Below are 879 nucleotides of genomic sequence, written 5' to 3'. Positions count from 1 at the left end.
GGGCCTGGTATTCCTCGGTGACCGTGGGCAGCTTGAGTCCGGCGAAATTCCAGATCACGCATTGGGTGGTGGCGATGTCGGGAACGGGCAGAGACTCATCGAACAGTGGCCGCAGCAGGCGTTGGGCGGCCAGGCCTTCCAACCCGATGAGCAGATCTTCGTCGGCGTCGGTGCGCCGCGCAGTGGGCATCTCGCGGAGATATCTGATCAGCTGCGCGGTGCTGCCGATGCCGTTGGCCTCGCGTGACTCCGGGGCCAGCAGCCCCCACAGCCGCTGAGCGCCCCGGCTCAACGGCGACAATCCCAATTGCGGTAGCAAATGGTCGATGGTGCGTTCTGCTGCTTCTTTATAAGGAAAAACCCGCAATCCATCGAGGCTGAAATTCATGCGAGTGACATCAATGACGACTTTATCGTCGAAATCGGCCAACGCTGTTTCGTGTTCACGGGCGTCGGTGGGATCGAATAAATGCAGACCGGCGCCGAGTTTGAGCCACGAGCGGCTCAAATTCTTCGTCGCATGCGATTTGCCGCGGCCCGGGGAGCCGCAGATCACCAGATTCGCCGGGTTCTCGCGGGCCGGCGCGTTGAGGACATCGAGGAGAACGACGTCGCGCAGCCCGGGGCTGGTCAGGTTCATCCCCAACGGGACGCCGGTGTTGTTGCCGAGCTTGCTCGCCAGCAGCGGGACGAACGGCGCGAACCGCTTGGTGGTGGTCGGGTTGCGGAACTCGTCGAGAGAGGCGCGGCGCTCCCCGCCCGGGGCGAACGCCCGCCACAGTGTGGGCTGGCTGCCGCGCCACCGTTTCGAGCCGATGTTCTGGCCGCGGTAGGTGCGGGCGACGTCGGCGACGGCCCGGTTCACCGTCTCCGGGTCAC

General features: G+C 64.8%; 1 pseudogene. It reads right to left on the bottom strand.

Features of this window, described 5'->3' with window-relative positions:
• A pseudogene (locus H7I57_RS34080) lies at positions 1 to 879 on the bottom strand (ATP-binding protein); the annotation flags it as partial.

The organism is Mycolicibacterium pyrenivorans (assembly GCF_025821625.1).
Taxonomy (GTDB): Bacteria; Actinomycetota; Actinomycetes; order Mycobacteriales; family Mycobacteriaceae; genus Mycobacterium; species Mycobacterium pyrenivorans.
Note: the sequence above shows the minus strand (reverse complement) of the source record. Positions and strands in the feature narration are given on the sequence as shown.